The organism is Microbacterium sp. (assembly GCF_039812165.1).
In the GTDB taxonomy this organism is placed as follows: Bacteria; Actinomycetota; Actinomycetes; order Actinomycetales; family Microbacteriaceae; genus Microbacterium.
The window spans coordinates 1-15,300 of sequence record NZ_JBDIAB010000052.1 but is presented as its reverse complement, the minus strand read 5'-3'; the positions used below and the strand labels follow the sequence as shown (position 1 = coordinate 15,300).

The 15,300-nt window shown below is 72.5% G+C and carries 17 protein-coding genes and 1 pseudogene; 5 read left to right on the top strand and 13 right to left on the bottom strand.

The genetic code is table 11. From position 1 onward, the window contains the following. The 4 genes from trpB to WML84_RS06430 all read right to left on the bottom strand — a co-directional run. The coding region (gene trpB / locus WML84_RS06445) for a tryptophan synthase subunit beta (RefSeq protein ID WP_347345319.1) at positions 1–833 on the bottom strand (833 nt) is incomplete at its 3' end. Then, a complete protein-coding gene (gene trpC / locus WML84_RS06440; protein ID WP_347345318.1) occupies positions 830–1,627 on the bottom strand; it encodes an indole-3-glycerol phosphate synthase TrpC in 798 nt (265 codons plus the stop codon). The genes trpB and trpC, both read right to left, overlap by 4 nt. 1 nt (position 1,628) lies before the next feature. Beyond that, entirely contained in the window at positions 1,629–1,859 is a 231-nt protein-coding gene (locus tag WML84_RS06435; protein WP_347345317.1) for a DUF6704 family protein, read from the bottom strand. Between the two features lie 79 nt (positions 1,860–1,938). After that, the gene (locus WML84_RS06430; RefSeq protein WP_347345316.1) at positions 1,939–2,550 is read right to left on the bottom strand and encodes a Trp biosynthesis-associated membrane protein; all 612 of its coding nucleotides are present in this window, start codon (positions 2,548–2,550) and stop codon (positions 1,939–1,941) included. Between the two features lie 488 nt (positions 2,551–3,038). Here WML84_RS06430 and WML84_RS06425 point away from each other — a divergent pair, with 488 nt between their 5' ends. The 5 genes from WML84_RS06425 (at position 3,039) to WML84_RS06405 (ending at position 8,839) form a co-directional block, all read left to right on the top strand. Continuing rightward, positions 3,039–4,109, top strand: coding sequence for an aldo/keto reductase (locus WML84_RS06425; RefSeq protein ID WP_347345315.1), 1,071 nt, complete (start codon positions 3,039–3,041; stop codon positions 4,107–4,109). A gap of 38 nt (positions 4,110–4,147) precedes the next feature. Continuing rightward, positions 4,148–5,002, top strand: coding sequence for a helix-turn-helix transcriptional regulator (locus WML84_RS06420; RefSeq protein ID WP_347345314.1), 855 nt, complete (start codon positions 4,148–4,150; stop codon positions 5,000–5,002). 114 nt (positions 5,003–5,116) lie between these two features. Beyond that, positions 5,117–5,929, top strand: a complete 813-nt coding sequence (locus tag WML84_RS06415) for an aldo/keto reductase (RefSeq protein ID WP_347345313.1) — start codon at positions 5,117–5,119, stop codon at positions 5,927–5,929. A gap of 62 nt (positions 5,930–5,991) precedes the next feature. Continuing rightward, positions 5,992–7,236, top strand: a complete 1,245-nt coding sequence (locus WML84_RS06410) for a multidrug effflux MFS transporter (RefSeq protein ID WP_347345312.1) — start codon at positions 5,992–5,994, stop codon at positions 7,234–7,236. Between the two features lie 118 nt (positions 7,237–7,354). Next, on the top strand, positions 7,355–8,839 hold the full coding sequence (locus tag WML84_RS06405) for an HNH endonuclease (RefSeq protein WP_347345311.1): 1,485 nt from the start codon (positions 7,355–7,357) through the stop codon (positions 8,837–8,839). 90 nt (positions 8,840–8,929) lie between these two features. Here WML84_RS06405 and WML84_RS06400 read toward each other — a convergent pair whose 3' ends face one another. From WML84_RS06400 to WML84_RS06360, 9 genes and pseudogenes are all read right to left on the bottom strand, one after another. After that, the gene (locus WML84_RS06400) at positions 8,930–9,550 is read right to left on the bottom strand and encodes a M23 family metallopeptidase (RefSeq protein WP_347345310.1); all 621 of its coding nucleotides are present in this window, start codon (positions 9,548–9,550) and stop codon (positions 8,930–8,932) included. 28 nt (positions 9,551–9,578) lie between these two features. After that, the gene (gene hisI, locus WML84_RS06395) at positions 9,579–9,971 is read right to left on the bottom strand and encodes a phosphoribosyl-AMP cyclohydrolase (protein WP_347345309.1); all 393 of its coding nucleotides are present in this window, start codon (positions 9,969–9,971) and stop codon (positions 9,579–9,581) included. Beyond that, a complete protein-coding gene (gene hisF, locus WML84_RS06390; protein ID WP_347345308.1) occupies positions 9,968–10,732 on the bottom strand; it encodes an imidazole glycerol phosphate synthase subunit HisF in 765 nt (254 codons plus the stop codon). Before hisF ends, hisI begins: the two co-directional genes overlap by 4 nt. A gap of 1 nt (position 10,733) precedes the next feature. Beyond that, positions 10,734–11,576 (bottom strand): ATP phosphoribosyltransferase, encoded by an 843-nt coding sequence (gene hisG / locus WML84_RS06385; protein WP_347345307.1) that lies wholly within the window; start codon positions 11,574–11,576, stop codon positions 10,734–10,736. Between the two features lie 40 nt (positions 11,577–11,616). Further along, the gene (locus WML84_RS06380; protein ID WP_347345306.1) at positions 11,617–11,880 is read right to left on the bottom strand and encodes a phosphoribosyl-ATP diphosphatase; all 264 of its coding nucleotides are present in this window, start codon (positions 11,878–11,880) and stop codon (positions 11,617–11,619) included. 143 nt (positions 11,881–12,023) lie between these two features. After that, the gene (gene rpe / locus WML84_RS06375; RefSeq protein ID WP_347345305.1) at positions 12,024–12,701 is read right to left on the bottom strand and encodes a ribulose-phosphate 3-epimerase; all 678 of its coding nucleotides are present in this window, start codon (positions 12,699–12,701) and stop codon (positions 12,024–12,026) included. A 42-nt stretch (positions 12,702–12,743) separates the two neighbouring features. Next, complete coding sequence (locus WML84_RS06370) at positions 12,744–14,099, bottom strand: transcription antitermination factor NusB (RefSeq protein WP_347345304.1); 1,356 nt, start codon at positions 14,097–14,099, stop codon at positions 12,744–12,746. Next, complete coding sequence (gene fmt / locus WML84_RS06365) at positions 14,096–15,013, bottom strand: methionyl-tRNA formyltransferase (RefSeq protein WP_347345303.1); 918 nt, start codon at positions 15,011–15,013, stop codon at positions 14,096–14,098. Before fmt ends, WML84_RS06370 begins: the two co-directional genes overlap by 4 nt. Before the next feature lie 8 nt (positions 15,014–15,021). Then, positions 15,022–15,300 (bottom strand): annotated as a pseudogene (locus WML84_RS06360) (primosomal protein N'); the annotation flags it as partial.

The window sequence follows — 15,300 nt, the reverse complement described above, 5'->3', positions numbered from 1 at the left end:
CCGCGCTCGATCGAGGCGGCGTGCCGCTCGGTGTCGACGCCGTCGCCGGCGGCCTCGACGCCGTAGAGGGCGACGCCCTCGTCGTCGAGGAACGCGTCGAACATGCCGATCGCGTTCGATCCGCCGCCCACGCACGCGACGACCGCGTCGGGCAGGCGCCCGGTCTCCTCCAGCAGCTGCGCGCGCGCCTCCTCGGAGATGACCTTCTGGAAGTCGCGCACCATCGCGGGGAACGGGTGCGGGCCGGCGGCGGTGCCGAAGATGTAGTTCGTCGTCTCGACGGATGCCACCCAGTCGCGGTACGCGTCGTTGATGGCGTCCTTGAGCGTGCGCGATCCGGTGGTGACCGGGATCACCTCGGCACCCAGGAGCCGCATGCGGGCGACGTTGAGCGCCTGGCGCTCGGTGTCGACCTCGCCCATGTAGATCGTGCAGTCGAAGCCGAAGAGGGCCGCGGCCGTCGCCGTGGCGACGCCGTGCTGGCCCGCGCCGGTCTCGGCGATCACGCGCGTCTTGCCGAGCCGCTGGGTCAGCAGGGCCTGGCCGAGCACGTTGTTGATCTTGTGCGACCCGGTGTGGTTGAGGTCCTCGCGCTTGAGGAACACGCGCGCACCGCCGGCGTGCTCGGCGAACCGCGCCACCTCGGTGAGCGGCGACGGGCGCCCCGCGTAGGAGTGCAGCAGACGCACGAACTCGGCCTGGAAGGCCGGGTCGGCCTTCGCGGCGTCGTACTCGGCGGTCAGCTCGTCGATCGCGGCGATGAGCGACTCGGGCATGTAGCGCCCGCCGAACTCGCCGAAGAAGGGGCCGGACGCCTCGCGCAGGCTGCTCATCGCGTCACTCCCGCCTCGTGCCCGCCGGCGGCGAGGAACGCCTGCAGCGCGGCCACCGGATCGCCGGTGACGAGCGCCTCGCCGACCAGCACGACGTCGGCGCCCGCGGCGCGGTAGTGCGCGACGTCGGCGGGCCGGAGGACGGCCGACTCCGCGATCTTCACCGCGTCGGACGGGATGTGCTCGGCCAGCTCGCCGAAGAGGTCGCGGTCGAGCTCGAACGTGGAGAGGTTCCGCGCGTTCACGCCGATCAGGCGCGCGCCCACGTCGGCGGCGCGGTGCACCTCGTCGAGCGAGTGCGTCTCGACCAGAGGACTCATGCCGAGCTCGAGGACGAGCTCGTGCAGCTCCGCGAGGCGGGCCTGCTCGAGCGCCGCGACGATCAGCAGCACGAGGTCGGCGCCGGCGGCGCGCGCCTCGAGCACCTGGTAGGGCGTGGCGATGAAGTCCTTGCGCAGCACGGGGAGCTCGACGGCGGCCTTGACCGCCTCGAGGTCGGCGAGGCTGCCCTTGAACCGGCGGCCCTCGGTGAGGACCGAGATCGCCGACGCGCCGCCCTCCTCGTACAGGCGGGCCTGCCGGGCCGGGTCGGGGATCGCGGCGAGGTCGCCGCGCGAGGGGCTCGCGCGCTTCACCTCGGCGATGATCTTGACGTGCGCGGCGGGTGCGAGCAACGCGAGGGCGTCGCGTGCGGGCGCCTGGTCGAGGGCGAGCCGCTCCACGGCCGCGAGCGGGCGCGCGAACGCGCGCTCCTGGGCATCCTCCACCGCGCCGGCCGTGAGGTCGGCGAGCACGTCAGTGCGCTTTCGGCGTGTACTTGGGTCCCTTGACGCCGTAGCCGGCCTTGGCCATGGACCAGCCGACGATCGCGCCGACGACGAGGAGACCGACCGACGCCCACACGAGGTGCGGCAGGTCGAGCCAGTAGAACAGAGTCCCGAGCACGAACGCGACGAGCATGATGATGACCGCCGTCCAGGCGGCCGGGGAGTGTCCGTGACCGGGGTCGCCGATGGAATCGCTCATGGTTCTCCTTCGCATGCGTCGCGGCGCGGGGCCGCCGCTCCAGTGTAGCGGGGGCGGACGCCTCGGCACGGCATCCGATTCACGCGGTCGGGTCGTCGCCCCGCGACAGCCCGTCCCACGACTCGATCGCGTCGTGGGTGACGGCGTCGTGGGGGCGCGGTCCCGCCGGACCGGCCGACTCGGCCGCCGGCGTCGCCCGGTAGCGGCCCGAGGCGGTCCGCCACGATCGCGCCGTCACGAGGGTCACGACGCCCCCGGCCACCACGAGCGCCCCGCCGACGAGCGCGAGCCACGGCCAGGCCGTGCCCGCGACGGTGCTGACGAGGTCCTCGATCGCGGCGGCGCCGCTCAGGCCGGTCGCCTCGGTCACGGTCGCGGCGACGGCGTCGAGCGGATGCTGCGTGGCGATGCGCGCCGCGGCGATGCTCAGCGCACCGCCGATCGCGAGTGCGAGCAGGGCGAACGCGTAGCGGAGCGCCACGCCCACGATCGAGAGCGCGAGCCCCAGCGCGAGCGCGGCGAGGCTGAGCGGCGCGAGCACCGCCACGGCCGATGCGCCCGGCACCGGCAGGACCGGATGCCCGCCGCCGGCGAGCGTCACCTGCAGCCATGGCTGGGTGGACGAGACGATCCCGATGGCGCCGCCGAGCACGATCGCGAGGACGGCGAGCGTGCGGGTGCGGTGAGTCATGGGCGTGTCCGGGTGGAGAACGGAGCGGGGAGACGGCCCTACGAGCGTAGCCTGCACCACCGGCGCCGCCGATCCGCGCGACGGCGGCCCGACGAACTTCGCAGGATCGCGCGAACTTCGCAGGATCGCGCCGAAATCCTGCGAAGTTCGTCGGGTTCTCCGAAGTTCGGGCAGGGATGCCGCTCACCGGCGACGCGTCGGTCACCCGTGCTGCTCGTCGACCTCGACGAGCCAGCCGGCGAGCGAGCGCGTACGCCGCTCCGGCGGCGGGCCGGCATGCGACTCTGTCATGGGCGACGGGGGCTCATCCTGCTCTGCTCCAGACGATCGCACACCGCGGACCGGCACGAGTGCGGCCGTCTCCGGAACCGGCACGAGCTCGATCATGTATCGCGACGGCCGCCCGCCGACGAACGCGCCGCCGAGGGCTCTGCCGACGATGGCCACTCCTCGCCCTCTGCCGGCATGATCGCGTCGGGCGGTGCGCCGTGACCGGGGCGCCGCAGCGATGGACGTTCGATGATCTCCTGAAGGCGATCTCTTCGCCGTCGGCCCGATGGGCTGCTGGGCGATCACCCGGGGGGAACTGCCAGGCACTCCCAATCCGTGCCGCCGTCGCAGTGGAATGGGGCCACGGCCGTACGACCGGCGTCCTGCCGTTCCGGTGGCGATTCGTAAGCGAAAGGAAGAGCATGAGCATCCTCGACGAGACCTACACGCTGTCCGATGGACGCACGATCCCGAAGCTCGGGCTCGGCACCTGGATGATCGAGGACGACGTCGTCGCTCAGGCGATCCGCGACGCCGTGGCGATCGGATACCGCCACATCGACACAGCCGAGGGTTACCACAACGAGCGCGGCGTGGGCGAGGGCGTGCGCACATCCGGCGTGGCCCGTGAGGAGCTGTTCGTCACGACGAAGCTGCAGGCCGACTTCAAGACCTATGACGAGGCGAAGGCCGCGATTCAGCAGTCATTCGACTTGTTGGACATCGAGTACATCGACCTGATGATCATCCACAGCCCGCAGCCGTGGGCCGTGTTCCACAGCGACGACCGCTTCTTCGAGGGCAACCTGGAGGCCTGGCGCGCACTCGAGGAAGCGCACGCGGCGGGGCTGATCCGGTCGATCGGGGTGTCCAACTTCGACTCGGCGGACCTGCAGAACCTCCTGGACAATGGCACGGTGAAGCCCGTGGTCGACCAGGTGCTCGCACACGTCGGGAACACCCCGTTCGAGACCATCGAATACTGTCGCGAGCACGACATCCTCGTCGAGGCGTACTCGCCGATGGGACACGGCGAGATCCTCCGCAATCCGGCGGTGATCGCGATGGCCGAGAAGTACGGCATGACGGTGCCGCAGCTCTGCATCCGCTATACCCTCCAGCTCGGGGCGGTGTCGCTGCCGAAGACCGCGAACCCCGATCACATGCGCTCCAACGCCGAGGTCGACTTCGTCATCTCCGACTCCGATATGGACGCGCTCAAGGGCGTGGAGCGGGTCACGGACTACGGCGAGTCGAGTGAGTTCCCGGTCTACTGGGCCAAGGACTGACCCGGTCCCTGACGACTGCGAGCGGGGAGAATGGCGCTATGAGAACGAAGGACGAGATCCGCGACTTCCTCACATCCCGCCGGGCGAACGTGACCCTCGCACAGGTCGGGCTGCCGGATCTCGGCGACGAGCGTCGCGTCCCCGGCCTGCGTCGCGAGGAGGTCGCGCAGCTCGCGGGCGTGACCGTGGACTACTACACGCGAATGGAGCGCGGGAACATCCAGGGCGCCTCCGACAGCGTGCTGAGCGCCCTCGCTCGCGCGCTGCTGCTGACCGACGTCGAGCGTGAGCACCTGTTCGCGCTCGCCCGACCGGTCTCGCCGCGGGAACGGCAAGCGCCTGCGAAGACCGTGCGTCCCACGCTGCAGCGGATGCTGGACTCGTTCACCGGTCCCGCGGTGATCTATGACGTCACCCAGGAGATCGTCGCGGCCAACGCCCTCGGACGGGCGCTGTTCTCGCCGCTGCACGAGTCCGGACGGCCGAACATGGCCCGGTTCACGTTCCTCGACTCCCGGGCGCCGGAGTTCTACCAGGACTGGCCGCTGGTGTGCAGCATGACCGCCGCGACCCTCCGCCTCGAGGTCGGACGCGACCCGCTGAACGAGGAGCTCACGGCGCTCATCGGCGAGCTCTCCACCCGCAGCCCGCAGTTCCGCCGCGACTGGGCCGACAATGACGTCCACGAGCACCGCACCGGCACCAAGGGCTACCGGCATCCCGCCGTCGGCGAGCTCTCACTGCAGTTCGACAACCTCGAAGCCCCCGGAGAGCCCGGCCTGCATATCCTCGCCTACACCGCCGAGCCCGGCAGCGCCTCGGCCGAGAAGCTGGTGCTGCTCGCCTCGTGGGCCGCGAGCCACGACGCAGGGCGTCCCGACGCCGACCGGTGATCGCCCGTACCGGGGGTGACTGACAGGTCCTCTCACCCTGCAGGCCGGTCGACGGATGCTGGATGCAGCGGCGCAGAGCGTGCCGCGGCATCCACCGTCTGAGGAGGTCGACTCTTGCCCATTCCCGTTCTGGAGCTCAGCGACGGCAACCGGATCCCGCAGCTGGGACTCGGAGTCTGGCAGGTCACCGGCGGCGAGACCGTCCCCGTCGTGGCCGCAGCGCTGGATGCCGGCTACCGCCACATCGACACGGCGGCCGCGTACGGCAACGAGCGAGGTGTGGGGCGAGCGATCCGCGAATCCGGCATCCCGCGCGGCGAGCTGTTCGTCACGACGAAGCTCGACACGTCCGACATGGGCCGGACCCGCGCGGCGCTCGAGGAAAGCCTCGACGCGCTCGGTCTGGACTACGTCGACCTGTACCTGATCCATTGGCCCGTGCCTCGTCACCGTCGGCGTTTCGATGCCTGGAAGGCGATGGTGCAGGCCCGCGCGGAAGGTCTGGTGCGGTCGATCGGCGTGTCGAACTTCACCGAGAAGTACCTCCGAGAGCTTCTCGACCTGAGCGGCACGGTTCCGGTCGTGAACCAGATCGAGTACCACCCCGGCTACCAGCAGCGCGAGCTGCAAGCCTTCGCCATGCAGCACGGGATCGCCACGGAGGCATACTCGCCGCTGGGCATGGGCTCCGGCCCCCGCGACGTCGCGATCGGGCGCATCGCCGGGAAGCACGGCGTGACAGCGGCGCAGGTGATCCTCCGCTGGCATGTGCAACAGGGGCGCATCGCGATCCCCAAGACGGTCACACCGTCTCGCATCGTCGAGAACTTGGCCGTGACCGGCTTTGAGCTCGGCCCGGAGGATCTCGCGATCATCGACGCCCTGAACACGGGCCGCTACCTGGGCTGGGACCCCGAGCACGTCTGAACGAGCGCACACGCGAGACGAGCAACCATTACCTTCACCGCGAACTGAGACGGACACCACTCATGACCCTCGATTCCTCGCCTCGCCGGAGCGCCGCGGTGCGGCTGCTACCGTGGCTGCTGCTCCTGCTGACCACCTTCGGTCCCATCTCGATGGACCTCTACCTGCCCGCCCTACCTGCGCTGACCGTCGAGCTCGGTGCGCACACCTCGGTCGCGCAGCTCACCGTGACCGCATGCCTGATCGGCCTCGCCGTGGGACAGCTGGTCTCGGGCCCGATCTCGGACCAGTTCGGCCGGCGTCGCATCCTGCTCATCGGCGTGATCGCCTACATCGCCACGTCCGTGCTGTGCGCGATCAGCCCGAGCATCGAGATCCTCATCGCCGTCCGCTTCGTCCAGGGCCTCGCGGGCGGCGTCGGCATCGTCATCGCCCAGGCCGCCGGCCGGGACGTGTTCGACGGCAAGGAACTGATCCGCTTCTACGGCCGACTCACCGTCACCGGGTCTATGGCCGCGATCGTCGGCCCCATGCTCGGCGGGTTCCTGAACACCTTCGTCGACTGGCGCGGCCTGTTCGTCTTCCTCGCGATCCTCGGCCTCGTCATCCTCGTCGCCGTGCTCGTGATCTTCCGCGAGACCCTCCCCGTCGACCAGCGCACCAGCGGCGGGCTCGGGCAGACGATGCGCGACTTCCGCACCCTCGCCGGCGACCGCGTGTTCGTCGGTGCGATCCTGAACCAGGGGTTCATGTACGCCGCCGTCTTCGCGTATCTCGCCGGCTCCACCTACGTGCTGCAGGACATCTACGGGCTCTCCCCGCAGTGGTACGCGGCATCCTTCGCGCTCAACAACGTCGGCGGCGTCATCGCCGGCTGGCTCGGCGCCCGCCTCGCCGAACGATGGAGCCTGACCGGCTCGCTCGCCATCGGCATCGTCCTCGGCGGGATCGGGGCGCTCGGCCTCCTGCTCGCCGGGCTCGTGCACGTCCCCGTGTGGGTCGTCATCGCCGCGCTGTTCTTCCTCGCGTCCGGAGTGCTGTTCACCTCGCCACCAGCGACCACACTCGCTCTCGCGGAGTACCCGCAGATGGCCGGCACGGCCGGGTCGGTCCTCGGCGCGGTCCGCTTCGGCCTCGGCGGCCTCGCCGCACCGCTCGTCGGCATCGCCGGATCCCTCAGCATCCTTCCGCTGGGACTCGTCACCACGATCTCGGTCATCCTCGCCGCAGCATCCTGCCTGCTGTTCGTCGGGCGGAAGCGACCCGCCCCCGACCCCACCGCGACGGGCCCCATCCTGGTGCCCTGACCGCATCGCGTCGTCCGACAGCGCCGCATCGAGGTCGTCATGCGTTCGCGATCTTGGAGCAGGATCGAGGTGCGGATTCTGGGGCGTGAATGTCGGAGGTCCATCGTAGCTTTGTTCTATGAAGAGCTCGACCGCCACTGCTCCCCCGGCCACGCGTCTCGTGGCCGCGGCAGAGCGGATCGCGCAGGTCGTGGACGACCGCGAACTGGCGGTCGCGCTGTCCGCCCTCGGCGACGATGCGCTTCTCGACCTGCTCGCTGGCACGGCGGAAGCGCAGAGAGCGTTGGATCTCGTGGCGGGACCGGTCTCGGCAGAGGTGGCCAGGCGCTCCGCGCGCGAGCTCGGATACTCGGGACTCGCCCAGCGGAAGGGGCATCGCAACGCGATGTCGCTGGTGCAGAACATCACCGGTGAGTCGCGCGCCGATGTCGCCCGCGCGGTCAGGACCGGCGAGGAGCTCGGCATCCCGACCGTTCCCGTATCCACGGACGCGTCGCGGCCGGCGGCGGCGACGCCGTCGTGGTTGCAGCTGTTGCGGGACGCTCTCGCGGCGGGCCGGGTCGGGTCGGCGCAGTTCCATGCGATCCGCACCGGTCTCGGCGAGCCGCCGACGGACAGGTATCCCGACCTCGACCCTGAGTTCCTCCCTCGTGCGTGGGCGGTTGCCGTCGATCAGCTTCTGGGTGAGGCGGGCACGACGCCGGTGGAAGAGCTCCGGGCCGCGGCACGCATCGCGCGCGACCGGCTCGACCCGGTCGGGGTGAGGCTTCGCTTCGAGGAACGCTACGCCAGGCGGGCCTTCCGTACGTGGACCGACGAGACCGGACAGGAGCACGGCCGCATCGACTTCGACGACGAAGCCGCCGCGTGGGTGCACTCCATCCTGCAGGCGGCGCTGCGGCCCCGCCGCGGACCGCGCTTCGTCGGCGCCGACGCCGCGGAGAAGACCGCCGAGGCGGAGGCCGACCCCCGGTCGAACGAGCAGCTCGCCTACGACACGCTCATCGCGGTGCTCCGCACCGGCGCCGCGGCCGACCCCGCCCAGGCGTTCGGTGACCGGCAGCCGGGCGTCCGCATCGTCGTTGAGCAGTCCGCGATCTCACGGCCCAGAGAGAAGGGTGGGATGCGTGTCACCGGAATCGGGCACCTGGAGGACGCCGGACAGGCCCTCCCGGGCGGGGTGATCGAGAAGTTCCTCTGCGACGCCGGCTCGATCCCCATCCACCATGACACGCATGGACGTCCGCTCGACCTGGGTCGGGAGGCACGCCTGTTCACAGCCAAGCAACGGATCGCGATCGGCATCCGCGACGGCGGCTGCGTCTGGCCGTCGTGCATCGCTCCCCCGTCCGAGTGCGAGGTGCATCACATCGACCACTGGTGGGAGCATCACGGCAAGACCGACGTCGACGACGGCGTGCCGTTATGCCGGAACTGCCATATGCGATTGCACAACCAGGGCTGGCGCATCGTTCGCGTGCGAGACGCCGCGACCGGCGTCGACACGTACTGGCTCCACCCGCCGGCGCACCCGCTGACTGGAGAGACCGGCGAGCCGACGCGGCTCAGCACGAAATCGCCCCGTCGATTCGCGGCCGCGTAGGACCGCGCGGGATCGGTCGGGCCGCGCGAGCTCTCGGCCATCGGCCGATGGCGAGGGGCGAACCATCACCGACGGCAAAAGGGGCGAACGTCACCGAGGCGTGGCGCGGACGACCTGACCGTTCGCGGGCAGCGAGCCCTGGAACGTGATGGCCACGGGCCGCGCGCGGGTGGGGTCGGGGCCATCCATCGCCTGGACGTGCACGTGGGGCTCGGTGCTGTTGCCGGAGTTGCCGCAACGGCCGAGCACATCGCCGACCTGCACCGCCTGACCCGCTTCGACCCGGATGCTGCCCTGCTGCAGGTGACAGAGCGCGGCGACCACGTCACCACACGAGAGCAGGACGTGGTTGCCGGCGAGGGCCGCCCAGCCCGCGGCGACCCGCTGTCGCTGCGTCAGGGCGTAGCGGATCGACGGCAGACCGCGGTGGGCGGCGTGGTCGGGCTCGCCGTCGTGCGCCGACAGCACGACACCGGCGACCGGAGCCAGGACGGCACGCCCGAACCCGGGGAACGCTCCGGGCGCCTGCGGACGCACCAGCGCGCCGAGCGTCATCCGCGCGCTGCGGCCGGTGTCGTCGACCGGCACGAAGTCGATGGCGTACGACGTGGCGAACAGGCGCGTGCCGTGGCTGGGCACGCGGTCGGCGGGGCTGTTCTGCACGAGCCAGTCGCCCGTGAACGGATACGCCAGGTCGATGGAGGTGCGCACGCGGCTCCCGTCGACTCGGCGCGTCCCGCTAGGCGCGCTCGGCGGGCGGGAGCGCGTCGGCCGCGGGACCGACCACGGGATCGAGGTCGTCGGCGTCGAAGCACGTGCGCGTGCCGGTGTGGCAGGCGGGGCCGATCTGCTCCACGGACAGCAGGATGGCGTCGCCGTCGCAGTCCAGGCGCGCGCCGCGCACGAGCTGGATGTGCCCGGACGTGTCGCCCTTGCGCCAGTACTCCTGACGGGAGCGCGACCAGAACGTCACGCGGCCGGTCGTGAGCGTGCGCCGGAGCGCCTCGGCATCCATCCACCCGAGCATGAGCACCTCGAGCGTGTCGTGCTGCTGCACGATCGCCGCGACCAGGCCGTCGGCGTTGAACGCGACGCGCGCGATGCGCTCGTCGACGCCCTCCGCGGCGCTCATCGGCGCACCTCGATGCCGTCCGCCGCCAGCGCGTCCTTGACCTCGCCGATCGTGAGGTGGCCGGTGTGGAAGACGGATGCCGCGAGCACCGCGTCGGCGCCGGCCCGGATCGCCGGGGCGAAGTCGCGGGCCTCGCCGGCGCCGCCGGAGGCGATCACCGGCACGCTGGAGAGCTCGCGCATGAGCCCGACGAGCTCGAGGTCGAAGCCCTCCTTCGTGCCGTCGGCGTCGATCGAGTTGACCAGCAGCTCGCCCGCGCCGCGCTCGATCGCCTCGCGGGCCCACTCGAGCGCGTCGAGGTCGGTGGCGGTGCGGCCGCCGTGCGTCGTGACCACGAAGCCCGACGGCGTGCCGGGAGCGCGCTTGACGTCGAGCGAGAGGACGAGCACCTGGGCGCCGAAGCGGTCGGCGATCTCGTCGACGAGGCCGGGCCGCGCGATCGCCGCGGAGTTCACGCCGACCTTGTCGGCGCCGACCGAGAGCAGGCGCGCGACGTCGTCGACGGTGCGCACTCCCCCGCCGACGGTGAGCGGGATGAACACCTGCTCGGCGGTGCGCCGCACGACGTCGTAGGTGGTGGCGCGGTCGTCGACCGTCGCGGTGACGTCGAGGAAGGTGAGCTCGTCGGCGCCCTGCGCGTAGTAGCGCTGCGCGAGCTCGACGGGGTCGCCCATCTCGCGCAGGTTCTCGAAGTTCACGCCCTTGACGACGCGCCCGTCGGCGACGTCGAGGCAGGGGATGACGCGGCACGCGAGGCTCATGTCAGAGCCTCGCGTTGTGGATCGCGGAGACGAGGATCGCCCGCGCGCCGATCGCGTACAGGGCGTCCATCACCTGGTTGACACTCGAGCGCGGCGTCATCACGCGCACGGCCACCCACTCCGGGTCGCGCAGCGGCGACACCGTCGGCGACTCGATGCCGGGCGCGATCGCGACGGCCGCGTCGACGAGGTGCGCCGGCAGGTCGTAGTCGATGAGCACGTACCGGCGCGCGACGAGCACCCCGCGCAGTCGCCGCAGCAGCGTCTCGGTGCCCTCGGCCTCGAGCGGCGCGCCGATCAGGACGGCCTCGGACTCGAGGATCGGGGGGCCGAACACCTCCAGACCCGCCTGGCGGAGGGTCGTGCCGGTCTCCACGACGTCGGCGACCGCGTCGGCGACGCCGAGCCGCACCGCCGACTCCACGGCGCCGTCGAGCGGCACCAGGTCGACGGCCACGCCGTGCCGGTCGAGGAACGCGTCGACGAGGCCGGGGTACGACGTCGCGACGCGACGGCCCTCGAGGTCCGTCACGTCGGCGAACTGCCCGGTGGGCGCGGCGAAGCGGAAGGTCGAGCGCGCGAACCCGAGCGCCGCGATCTCGCGGGCCCCCGGCATCCGGGCGTCGAGCAGCAGGTCGCGCCCGGTGACGCCGACGTCGAGCGCGCCGGAGCCGACATAGGTGGCGATGTCCTTGGGCCGGAGGTAGAAGAACTCGACCTCGTTGACGGGGTCGATGACGTGCAGATCCTTCGGGTCGCGGCGGCCGGTGTAGCCGGCTTCGGCGAGGAGGTCTGCGGAGGTCTCGGCGAGCGTTCCCTTGTTGGGCACAGCGATACGCAGCATGGGGGTCTTTCGGTGTCGGAGCGGTCGGAGGGGACGACGCTCACAGATGTCGGTAGACGTCCTCCGGGGTGAGGCCCTTGGCGACCATGAGCACCTGCAGGTGGTAGAGCAGCTGCGAGATCTCTTCGGCGGCGGCCTCGTCGGACTCGTACTCCGCCGCCATCCACACCTCGGCGGCCTCCTCCACGATCTTCTTCCCGATCGCGTGGACGCCCCGGTCGAGCTGGGCCACGGTCCCGGAGCCTTCCGGGCGCGCGGCGGCGATCGCGGTCAGCTCCGCGAAGAGCCCGTCGAACGTCTTCACCCCTCCAGGGTAGTGGGTGGCATCGACCCCGGCGTGCCGCGGGCGGCCGGACGGACGTCGCGGATAGCCGGACGGATATCGCGGGCGGCCGGACGGACGCGCGGACAGAGCCGAGGGGCGGATGCCGCCGCGCCGGGCACGCGTCAGTGGCTGTGCGTCGCCGCGGCGTGCCGGAGGGCGACGATCGCGGCATCCGGGTCGCCCGCGCCGAACACGGCCGAGCCCGCCACGAACGTGTCGGCGCCGGCCTCGGCGGCCAGCTCGATCGTGCCCGGCGCGATGCCGCCGTCGACCTGCAGCCACACCTCGGAGCCGCGCCGGCGGGCCTCGTCGGCGAGCCGGCGGAGCTTGGGCAGCGTCTCGGGCATGAACGACTGGCCGCCGAACCCCGGCTCGACGGTCATGACGAGGATCTGGTCGAAGTCGTCGAGCAGGTCGAACAGCCCCTCCACGGGCGTCGCGGGCTTGACGGCGACACCCGCACGCGCGCCGATCGCGCGCAGGCGCCGGGCCAGGGCGACCGGCTCGGTCGCGGCCTCGAGGTGGAAGGTCACCGACGCGGCGCCGAGCTCGGCATAGGCGGGGGCCCAACGGTCGGGATCGGTGATCATCAGGTGCACGTCGAGCGGCACCGGGCTCGTCGCCTGGATGCGCTCCACCATCTGCAGCCCGAACGTGAGGTTCGGCACGAAGTGGTTGTCCATGACGTCGACGTGCACGAAGTCGGCCGCGGCGATGCGGGCGAGCTCGGCCTGCATGTTCACGAAGTCGGCGGCGAGGATGCTGGGGTTGATGCGGATGTCTGCGTCGTCTACGGGCACGCTTCCCATTATGGCGATGTCGCGGCGGCATGCCGCCAGAGGTCAGCGGCGGCGCAGGAGCGAGATCGACATCGCGTCGGTGCCGTGGCGGTGCGGCCACAGCTGCGCACGGCCGGAGCCGTCGGCCTGAGCGGGCAGATCGATGTCCGATGCGGCGACGGATGCCACGACCTCGCGCGCGTCCAGCTCCTCGAGCAGGTCGCCCGAGCGGCGCCGGACCTCGGCGACGACCGCCGCGGTCTCGGCCAGGTGCGGCGAGCACGTCACGTAGGCGACGATCCCGCCCGGGGCGAGCGCGTCGACCGCGGCGGAGAGCAGCTCGACCTGCAGCGCGGTGAGCTCGGGGACGTCGGCGGGCGTCTTGCGCCACCGCGCCTCGGGCCGCCGCCGGAGCGCGCCGAGCCCCGTGCAGGGGGCGTCGACGAGGATGCGGTCGTAGCGTCCGCGACCGGCGCGCGCGCGACCGTCCTCCTCCGACACGGGCACGTCGAGCGGGATGCCGGAGACCGAGTCGCGCACGAGCCGCGCCCGCACGGGCGACAGCTCGTTGGCCTCGAGCCGCGCGCCGCCGGCGAGCGCCTCGGCGGCGAGCACCGCGGTCTTGCCGCCCGGCGCCGCGCACAGGTCGAGCCACCGCTCCCCCGGGCGCACCGGCACGGCGCGCGCGAGCGCCAGTGCCGCCAGCTGCGACCCCTCGTCCTGCACGCGCACGCGCCCCTCCGACGCCACGACGACGCGGTCGGGCGCTCCCCCGCCGAGCCGGAAGCCGATCGGCGAGAACGGCGTGCGCTCGGCATCCGCCGGCGGCTCGGCGAGGCCGGGAAGGGCCGCGAGCGTGACCGACGGCGACGCGTTGTCGGCGGCGAGGAGCTGCTCCAGCTCGTCGGCGCGCCCCTCCGCGGCGAGCGCCCGGCGGAAGGCGCGGATGACCCACACCGGGTGGGCGTGGCGCAGTCCGAGCCGCTCGTCGTCGGAGCGCGCGCTCCGCTCGACGCGGGCGAGCCACTCGTCCCACGAGCGCTCGGAGACGCGGCGGAGGACGGCGTTGGCGAAGCCGGTCGCCTTCGCGCCCGCGGCACGGCGGACGAGCTCGACCGTCTCGTGCACGGCCGCGTGCGGCGCGACGCGCGTGGACAGCAGCTGGTGCGCGCCCAGGCGCAGCGCGTCGAGCACCGGGGGGTCGATCGCGTCGACGCCGCGGCCGGCGGCATCCGCGACGATCGCGTCGTACGTGCCCTGCCGACGGAGCGTCCCGTAGGTCAGCTCGGTCGCGAGGCCCGCGTCGGCGGGCGAGAGCCCGGCGCGGCCGATCTCGTGCGGCAGCAGCAGGTTCGCGTACGCGTCGGTGTCGTGCACGGCGCGGATCGTGTCGAACGCGACGCGGCGGGCCGGGTTCACGATCCCGCCCGCGGGTCGGCCACGCGCAGGCCCCGCCACCAGTCGGCGGCCGCCATCGGTCCCTTGCCCGCGGGCTGCACGGTGCGCAGGACGATCGTGCCCTCGCCGGTGCCGACCAGCACGTCGCGACCGACCAGCCCGAGCGCGCCCGGGGCGAGGGCGGTCTCCGGTCCGCGGAGCGCCGCGAGCACCTTCAGCCGCTGCCCGTCGACGGTGGTGTGCGCGCCGGGCTCGGGCGTCGTGCCACGGAAGCGGTCGAGCACGCGCTCGGCGGGCTCGGCGAAGTCCAGCAGGCCGTCGGCGATCGCGAGCTTCGGCGCGAGCGTCGGCTCGCCCTCCTGCGGGCGCGCGACGGCGGTGCCGTCGGCGATCGCGTCGACCACCTCGGCGAGGAGTTCGGCCCCGTCGTCGGCGAGCGCCGCGAGCACCTCGCCGGCCGTGGCGCCGCGCGGCACGGCGTAGCGGCGCTCGCCGTAGACGTCGCCGGCGTCGAGAGCGGGCACGAGCCGGAAGACGCTCGCACCGGTGACCCGGTCGCCGGCGATGAGCGCCCACTGCACGGGCGCGGCCCCGCGCCAGCGCGGCAGCAGCGAGAAGTGCAGGTTGATCCAGCCATGCCGCGGCAGCGACAGCAGCGGCTCGCGCACGAGTCCGCCGTACGCGACGACCACGCCGAGGTCGGGCCGCCAGGCGGCGACGGCGTCGGTGGCCTCGGCGTCGAGCCGGTCGGTCTTGACGACGGGCACGCCCAGCTCGGCGGCCGCGGCGGCGACCGGCGACGGCGTGAGCACGCGCTTGCGTCCGAGTGCCGCGTCGGTACGCGTGACGACGCCGACCAGGTCGTGGGCGGATGCCGCGACCGCACGCAGCGACGGCAGTGCCGGCTCCGGCGTCCCGGCGAAGACGATGCGCATCGGGCTCCTCACAGGTCGAGCTCGGGCACGTCGAGCCGCACCTTGAGTGTAGTGCGGGCGGTGCGCGCGTTCCGGGCGCGGCGGCGGTGCAGCGCGGCCGACACGACCGCCGCGCGCAGCGACTCGGCGACGGCGCGGCCGGACGCGTAGTCGAAGCGGACGAGGGCGCGGACGCCGCCCTCGTCGACCGGCACCGGCCCGAGGACGGCCGCGGCGGGAAGACCGGGCACCGCGGTGCGCAGGTCGGCGAGGGTCGTCCGGACGACGTCGGTGTCGCCCTCGACCGC

Bases quoted from the DNA above. Each gene is read 5' to 3' on its own strand.
- hisG (WP_347345307.1), bottom strand. From the start codon at position 11,576: ATGCTGCGTATCGCTGTGCCCAACAAGGGAACGCTCGCCGAGACCTCC.
- WML84_RS06430 (WP_347345316.1), bottom strand. From the start codon at position 2,550: ATGACTCACCGCACCCGCACGCTCGCCGTCCTCGCGATCGTGCTCGGC.
- hisF (WP_347345308.1), bottom strand. From the start codon at position 10,732: ATGAGCCTCGCGTGCCGCGTCATCCCCTGCCTCGACGTCGCCGACGGG.
- WML84_RS06435 (WP_347345317.1), bottom strand. From the start codon at position 1,859: ATGAGCGATTCCATCGGCGACCCCGGTCACGGACACTCCCCGGCCGCC.
- hisI (WP_347345309.1), bottom strand. From the start codon at position 9,971: ATGAGCGCCGCGGAGGGCGTCGACGAGCGCATCGCGCGCGTCGCGTTC.
- WML84_RS06405 (WP_347345311.1), top strand. From the start codon at position 7,355: ATGAAGAGCTCGACCGCCACTGCTCCCCCGGCCACGCGTCTCGTGGCC.
- fmt (WP_347345303.1), bottom strand. From the start codon at position 15,013: ATGCGCATCGTCTTCGCCGGGACGCCGGAGCCGGCACTGCCGTCGCTG.
- WML84_RS06420 (WP_347345314.1), top strand. From the start codon at position 4,148: ATGAGAACGAAGGACGAGATCCGCGACTTCCTCACATCCCGCCGGGCG.
- WML84_RS06410 (WP_347345312.1), top strand. From the start codon at position 5,992: ATGACCCTCGATTCCTCGCCTCGCCGGAGCGCCGCGGTGCGGCTGCTA.